Here is a 6,977-nt window from a genome sequence, read left to right as displayed (position 1 = left end):
TCAGCCCGGGCAGGGCATCACGTACCGGAAGGGCGTCCAGGGCGTCGTAACGGATCACGCACTCAGTCCCGTACGCACACGAAGATCGCCGTTCCCGGGATCAGGGTCCCGCGCAGCGGGGACCAGCCGCCCCACTCGGAGGTGTTCCAGGCCGGCCACTGCGGCTCCACCAGATCCACCAGCCGGAACCCCGAGGCGACGACGTCACGCACCCGGTCCCCGAGCGTCCTGTGGTGTTCCACGTACACCGCGCGGCCGTCGTCGTCCTGCTCCACGTACGGCGTGCGGTCGAAGTACGACCCGGAGACGCTCAGCCCCTCCGGGCCCGGCTCGTCCGGGAACGCCCAGCGGATCGGATGCGTCACGGAGAACACCAGCCGGCCTCCCGGCCGCAGCACCCGGCGCACCTCGCGCAGCACCAGCCGCGGATCGGCGACGAAGGGCAGCGCCCCGTACGCCGAGCAGGCCAGGTCGAAGGAGCCGTCGGCGAACGGCAGCGCGCCCGCGTCGGCGCACACCAGCGGGACCGGCCCGCCGATCCGCAGGGCGTGCTGCAACTGCCGGTGCGAGATGTCCAGGGCCACCGGACGCGCCCCCTGGGCGGCCAGCCAGCGCGAGCACTGCGCCGCGCCGGCGCCCAGTTCCAGGACGTCCCGCCCCTTCAGCTCCTCCGGCGGGCCGAGCAGCTCCGCCTCCACCTCGTCCAGCCCCTCGGGACCCCACACGAAGCGGTCGTCGCCGAGGAACGTGCCGTGCTCGGTCTGGTACTCGTCCGCGTTGCGGTCCCACCAGCCCCGGTTGGCGCGGGTGCTCTCCGTGACGCCGGCCTCCCGCCGGGTCGCCTCCGGTTCGGGTGCTACAGGCTCTTGGATGATCGGCTCCCTCGTCGTACTCTTCCGTCCAGCCGGACTCCGGTGTGTCGCAGAAACGGGTTCACAGCCCCTGCGTGGCCTCGGATGACGGGACTTGTGCCGGTTATGCGGCGATCCGCCCCGGGTGGGCGGCTTCGCGCATTGACCCTGCCCGGCTGCCCCCGTATGCTACAAGTTGCGCTGCGAGCCTGCGCGCCTCAGACGTAGCAGGCTGCGCTCGCGTCTGTTGTATGTCCCCTCGGTTCTCGAGGTGTCGTCACCAGCATCTGGTGGGGCGCTTCCTTGGCTGTCCGGCTTCGGCAGAGCGAAACGGGCTCCCGGCGTAGCAGTACCTACGACTTCAATGTCCGTACCGGAGCCCTTTCCCACATGACGAGCAGCACCGAGACCACCGCCACCACCCCGCAGGTTGCGGTCAACGACATCGGTAACGAGGAAGCATTCCTCGCCGCGATCGACGAGACGATCAAGTACTTCAACGACGGCGACATCGTCGACGGCGTCATCGTGAAGGTCGACCGGGACGAGGTCCTGCTCGACATCGGTTACAAGACCGAAGGTGTCATCCCGAGCCGCGAGCTCTCGATCAAGCACGACGTCGACCCCAACGAGGTCGTCGCCGTCGGTGACGAGATCGAGGCCCTTGTTCTCCAGAAGGAGGACAAGGAAGGCCGCCTGATCCTCTCGAAGAAGCGCGCCCAGTACGAGCGTGCCTGGGGCACCATCGAGAAGATCAAGGAAGAGGACGGCATCGTCACCGGTACCGTCATCGAGGTCGTCAAGGGTGGTCTCATCCTCGACATCGGCCTCCGCGGCTTCCTCCCGGCCTCCCTGGTCGAGATGCGCCGTGTCCGCGACCTTCAGCCCTACGTGGGCAAGGAGCTCGAGGCGAAGATCATCGAGCTGGACAAGAACCGCAACAACGTGGTCCTGTCCCGCCGTGCCTGGCTGGAGCAGACCCAGTCCGAGGTCCGCCAGACGTTCCTCACGACCCTCCAGAAGGGTCAGGTCCGTTCCGGCGTCGTCTCCTCGATCGTCAACTTCGGTGCCTTCGTGGACCTGGGTGGCGTCGACGGTCTGGTCCACGTCTCCGAGCTGTCCTGGAAGCACATCGACCACCCCTCCGAGGTCGTCGAGGTCGGCCAGGAGGTCACGGTCGAGGTCCTCGACGTCGACATGGACCGCGAGCGCGTCTCCCTGTCGCTGAAGGCGACCCAGGAAGACCCGTGGCAGCAGTTCGCCCGGACCCACCAGATCGGCCAGGTCGTGCCCGGCAAGGTCACCAAGCTGGTTCCGTTCGGTGCGTTCGTCCGCGTGGACGAGGGCATCGAGGGTCTGGTCCACATCTCCGAGCTGGCCGAGCGCCACGTGGAGATCCCGGAGCAGGTCGTCCAGGTCAACGACGAGATCTTCGTGAAGGTCATCGACATCGACCTCGAGCGCCGTCGCATCAGCCTCTCGCTGAAGCAGGCCAACGAGGCCTTCGGTGCCGACCCGTCGGTGGTCGAGTTCGACCCGACCCTGTACGGCATGGCCGCGTCCTACGACGACCAGGGCAACTACATCTACCCCGAGGGCTTCGACCCCGAGACCAACGACTGGCTCGAGGGCTACGAGACCCAGCGCGAGGCGTGGGAGACCCAGTACGCCGAGGCGCAGTCCCGCTTCGAGCAGCACCAGGCGCAGGTCATCAAGTCCCGCGAGGCGGACGAGAAGGCCGCCGCCGAGGGTGTCGACACCGCGAGTGCGGCTCCGGCCGCGTCCGGTGGTGGCGGTTCGTACTCCTCCGAGGGTGGCGACCAGTCCGGCGCGCTCGCTTCGGACGAGGCGCTGGCCGCGCTGCGCGAGAAGCTGGCGGGTGGGCAGAGCTGACGCTCTCCGCTGAGGCTTAGCCGTTGACTGAGGGGCCGTACCTTTCGAGGTGCGGCCCCTCAGTGCTTCCCCGGCGGTGGTGGCACGCGGGTGGGTGGATCGCCGCGGGCCGGAGGGGGCTTGCCGCGCGGTTCCGCGCGCCCCTGGGGGATTCCCCGCGCCTCCGGGGGAGAAGTCGCTCCTGATCAGCTCGTGCCCGGGAATGCCGGTGTCGGGGGACACGTTGTGGTGTACGGACACGAGGAGGAGCGGTCACTGTGCTTGATCCGCAGGGTTTGTACGCATGGGAGCCGAAGGGGCTCGGCGTCGTCGACATGGCGCTGGCCCAGGAGTCGGCCGGACTTGTCATGCTCTACCACTTCGACGGATACATCGACGCGGGGGAGACCGGGGACCAGATCGTCGACCGGCTGCTCGGCGCGCTGCCCCACCAGGTCGTCGCCCGGTTCGACCACGACCGGCTCGTCGACTACCGGGCCCGGCGCCCGCTGCTGACCTTCACCCGCGACCGCTGGAGCGACTACGAGGTGCCCGCCCTCGAGGTGCGCCTCGTCCAGGACGCCACCGGGGCACCGTTCCTGCTGCTGTCCGGCCCCGAGCCGGACGTCGAGTGGGAGCGCTTCGCCGCGGCCGTCCAGCAGATCGTGGAGCGGCTCGGCGTCCGCCTCTCGGTGAACTTCCACGGCATCCCCATGGGCGTCCCGCACACCCGCCCCGTCGGCATCACCCCGCACGGCAACCGCACCGACCTCGTCCCGGTGACCAGCAGCGTCTTCGACGAGGCGCAGGTGCCCGGCAGCGCGGAGGCACTGGTCGAGTACCGGCTCATGGAGGCCGGACACGATGTGCTGGGCGTCGCCGCGCACGTGCCGCACTACATCGCCCGTTCCCCGTACCCGGACGCGGCACTGACCGCCCTGGAAACGCTCACGGCCGCCACCGGACTGGTCCTGCCGGGCGTCGCGCACTCCCTGCGCACCGACGCCCACCGCACCCAGACCGAGATCGACCGCCAGATCCGGGAGGGCGACGAGGAGCTGACCGCCCTCGTCCAGGGCCTCGAGCACCAGTACGACGCCGCGGCGGGCGCGGAGACCCGGGGCAACATGCTGGCCGAGCCGGCGGAGATCCCGTCGGCGGACGAGATCGGCCGCGAGTTCGAGCGCTTCCTGGCGGAACGCGAAGGCGACACCTGACGTCTTCGGCGTGCCCGGCGCCGTTCCCGGTCGCCGGGGCCGCATCGACGCCCTCCCCGGCTCTCCCCGCCGTGCAGGCCCTAGGCTGCTGCCCATGCTGACAGTGGGTCTGACCGGCGGTATCGGGGCCGGCAAGAGTGAGGTGTCACGGCTGCTCGTCGAGCGCGGGGCCGTCCTGATCGACGCGGACCGCATCGCGCGTGAGGTCGTCGAACCGGGCACGCCCGGTCTCCGCGCCGTCGTGGACGCCTTCGGCGAGGAGATCCTGGCCGAGGACGGCAGCCTCGACCGGCCGCGGCTGGGCTCGGTCGTCTTCTCCGACCCGGAGAGACTGGCCGTCCTCAACTCGATCGTCCACCCCTTGGTGGGCGCCCGCTCCCGGGAGCTGGAGGAGGCCGCCGCCGAGGACGCCGTCGTCGTCCACGACGTCCCGTTGCTCACGGAGAACGGTCTCGCGCCCCTCTACGATCTCGTGATCGTCGTCGACGCGAGCCCGGAGGCCCAGCTCGACCGGCTCGTCGGCCGGCGCGGCATGACCGAGGAGGACGCCCGCGCGCGGATGGCCGCCCAGGCGACCCGCGAGCAGCGCCGGGCGATCGCCGACATCGTCATCGACAACGACGTACCCCTCGAAGAGCTGGCACGACGCGTCCAGGACGTGTGGTCCGAGCTGGTGCGCCGGGCGCGGCCGTCCCGCCCGGAATAGAGGGCTTGCGGCGGGGCGTTGAACCCGTCGAGTGAGGGAAGGATTCCGCCGTGCCCGAGATCAGTGGTCCGACCGGACGTACGCCGGAGACACATGTCATCGACTTCCGTGCCGCCGAGCAACTGCTCGCCTCCCGTGATCCGCAGGGCGCGGTGAAGCTGCTGGACGGAGTGATCGACGTCCACCCGGAGAACACCGCCGCGCGCCTGCTGCGTGCCCGCGCCTTCTTCGCGGCGGCCCAGCTGCGGCCCGCCGAGCTGGAGTTCTCCCTGGTGCTGGAGCGCGAGCCGGACAACGCCTTCGCCCACTTCGCACTCGCCCGCACCTATCAGCGGCAGAACCGTCCGCACCCGGCCAGGCGCCACTTCCGGCTGGCGGCCGCCCTGGACCCGAATCCGGAGTACCTGAAGGCGGCCCGCTTCGACGCGTGAGGGCGGCGTGGCGCCCGCGGCCACGGACGCCGTTTCGGCGGCTCGTACGGAGGGACGTCGGGGCCCGGCTGGTAGTGCGGCCCCTGACGGATGTGCCGGACGACGACGATCAGGTCGACCGTGACGAGCAGCCACAGCGCCCCGCACGCCACCGCCCAGCCGGGATGTCCGGCGAGCGCGAACGCCACGGTCCCGGCCGCCGTCCAGACCACACCCCACACACTCAGCCAGAACCGCATCCGCAGAGCACTGCGGGCGGTCACCGGTTCACTGCCCGTACGCATGGTCCTCACCACCACCCTCGCCCGTGACCTGCGGTCTTCCCCGTCCGAGTGCCCGGAACGGGCCGGTTCACCACCCGCGGAAAGACCCGTACTCACTCGGACGGGTGAACCTGGGGCGAGTGGGAACGGGCGTGCGGACGCGGTCCGTTGGACGGACATGGAGCTGAAGAGGCGTGACGGGTACGAGGGGACGGGGCCCGGGGCGATCACCCCGGACGGCTGCGCGGTGGAGCTCTACTCGCGCCTTGCCGTCGGGGACGAGCCGGACATCGTCGCCGCCGCGGTGCCGGCGGGAGGGCGACTGCTGGAGCTGGGCAGCGGTGTGGGACGGATGACCCACGCGCTGCTGGAGCGGGGGTTCGACGTCACCGCGGTGGACGAGTCCGCGGAGATGCTGGAGCGCGTGCGCGGGGCACGGACGATATGCGGCCCGATCGAGGAACTCGACATCGGCGAGACGTTCGACGTGGTGCTGCTGGCGTCCTTCCTGGTCCACGCGGGGGACATCGAGGTCCGGCGGGGCCTGTTGCGCACCTGTGTGCGGCACCTGGCCGAGGGCGGATGCGTGCTCATCCAGCGGGAGGGCGAGGAGTACCACACCGATGTGCCGCGCGAGCGGGAGAACCCGGCCGGCTGCACCGTGCGGATCGTGTCGGCGGAGCCGGTGGGCGACGGGGTCGACTCGGCGCACGTGGAGTATGTGTTCCCGGACGCGGTCTGGACCCAGACGTTCCGCGCCCGGCCTCTGACGAGGCGCCAGGTCGAGGAGGCACTGGGGGAGGAGGGTCTGCGGGTGGACCGGTACCTGACGGCGGACAGGACATGGGTGCGGGCGGTGCCGACGGCCGGGAACCGATCGCGGAAGTGACCCCGGACAGCGATGAGTTCGGGGGACGGGGGCGGTCTACCTCTCCGACAGCACCACGGACCGCATTCCACAGGAGACCCCCGTGTCCGAGACCTCCGCTCCCGCCGCCACCACTGCCGCCCCTTCCAGGACCGTCGTCGCCGAGTCCGCGACCTCCCGCGGCCGGCGTGCCCGCGTCGACCTGCGCGGACTGCAGATACTGCTCGCCCTGTTCTACGCGGTCGCGAGCGCGCTGCCCAAGCTGATCGCACACTCCTCGGCGGCCGGCCCCTTCGACGAGATGGGCTGGGGCAGCACGGGCATGTACGCCATCGGTGTGCTCGAACTCGCCGGAGCGATCGGCCTGTTGCTGCCGATGCTCCAGTCCGCGGCGGCTACGGGCCTGGCCGCGCTGATGGTGGGCGCGTTCGTCACGCAGATCACGGTGTTCGACGGTGAGAACGCGGCGACACCGGTCATCCTGATCGTGCCGCTCGTCCTCATCGCGTGGGCCCGCCGGGACCACAACAAGGACCTGCTGCGGCTGCTGCGCCACCAGAGCTGAGGCCCCGCCGGAGAGTGCCGTCCCTCCGTCCTGCCGGGATCGTGAGGCGGAGACGGAGGCGGGGGCGGAGGCGGAGGCGTACCCCTCCGGCCCCAGTCGGCCCCGTCGTCCCGAGCCACAGAACTGTCGGCCGGGGCACCCCGGCCCCCTGGCCGCCTGGTCGTCCGGCTCTGGCACGGTCCGGTGCGGGTCGTGGGGTGGGCG

Annotated in this window: 7 protein-coding genes and 1 pseudogene; 6 read left to right on the top strand and 2 right to left on the bottom strand. The window is 70.7% G+C overall.

Going from position 1 to position 6,977, the window contains the following annotated elements:
- Positions 1–62 precede the first annotated feature (62 nt).
- Entirely contained in the window at positions 63–875 is an 813-nt protein-coding gene (locus tag B9S61_RS10685) for a class I SAM-dependent methyltransferase (protein WP_103542036.1), read from the bottom strand.
- A gap of 366 nt (positions 876–1,241) precedes the next feature.
- On the opposite strand from B9S61_RS10685, the gene rpsA reads away from it, so the two are divergent.
- The 4 genes from rpsA to B9S61_RS10665 all read left to right on the top strand — a co-directional run bounded on the left by rpsA (position 1,242) and on the right by B9S61_RS10665 (position 5,077).
- Entirely contained in the window at positions 1,242–2,744 is a 1,503-nt protein-coding gene (gene rpsA / locus B9S61_RS10680) for a 30S ribosomal protein S1 (protein ID WP_103542035.1), read from the top strand.
- A 257-nt stretch (positions 2,745–3,001) separates the two neighbouring features.
- Complete coding sequence (locus tag B9S61_RS10675) at positions 3,002–3,940, top strand: PAC2 family protein (RefSeq protein WP_103542034.1); 939 nt, start codon at positions 3,002–3,004, stop codon at positions 3,938–3,940.
- A 94-nt stretch (positions 3,941–4,034) separates the two neighbouring features.
- Positions 4,035–4,646 carry a dephospho-CoA kinase gene (gene coaE, locus B9S61_RS10670; protein WP_103542033.1) on the top strand — a complete coding sequence of 204 codons (612 nt, stop codon included), beginning with the start codon at positions 4,035–4,037 and terminating at the stop codon, positions 4,644–4,646.
- Between the two features lie 50 nt (positions 4,647–4,696).
- Positions 4,697–5,077 carry a tetratricopeptide repeat protein gene (locus tag B9S61_RS10665; RefSeq protein WP_103542032.1) on the top strand — a complete coding sequence of 127 codons (381 nt, stop codon included), beginning with the start codon at positions 4,697–4,699 and terminating at the stop codon, positions 5,075–5,077.
- Between the two features lie 23 nt (positions 5,078–5,100).
- On the opposite strand, the pseudogene B9S61_RS41525 reads toward B9S61_RS10665, so the two are convergent.
- Positions 5,101–5,361, bottom strand: a pseudogene (locus B9S61_RS41525) (DUF6343 family protein); the annotation flags it as partial.
- A gap of 157 nt (positions 5,362–5,518) precedes the next feature.
- On the opposite strand from B9S61_RS41525, the gene B9S61_RS10655 reads away from it, so the two are divergent.
- Complete coding sequence (locus B9S61_RS10655) at positions 5,519–6,229, top strand: bifunctional 2-polyprenyl-6-hydroxyphenol methylase/3-demethylubiquinol 3-O-methyltransferase UbiG (RefSeq protein ID WP_103542031.1); 711 nt, start codon at positions 5,519–5,521, stop codon at positions 6,227–6,229.
- Between the two features lie 82 nt (positions 6,230–6,311).
- On the top strand, positions 6,312–6,773 hold the full coding sequence (locus B9S61_RS10650; RefSeq protein WP_103542030.1) for a DoxX family protein: 462 nt from the start codon (positions 6,312–6,314) through the stop codon (positions 6,771–6,773).
- Positions 6,774–6,977 lie beyond the last annotated feature (204 nt).

It is taken from the genome of Streptomyces sp. SM1 (assembly GCF_002910825.1).
Taxonomy (GTDB): Bacteria; Actinomycetota; Actinomycetes; order Streptomycetales; family Streptomycetaceae; genus Streptomyces; species Streptomyces okerensis.
The sequence above is the reverse complement of the archived record's forward strand: the minus strand, read 5'-3'. Positions and strand labels throughout refer to the sequence as shown.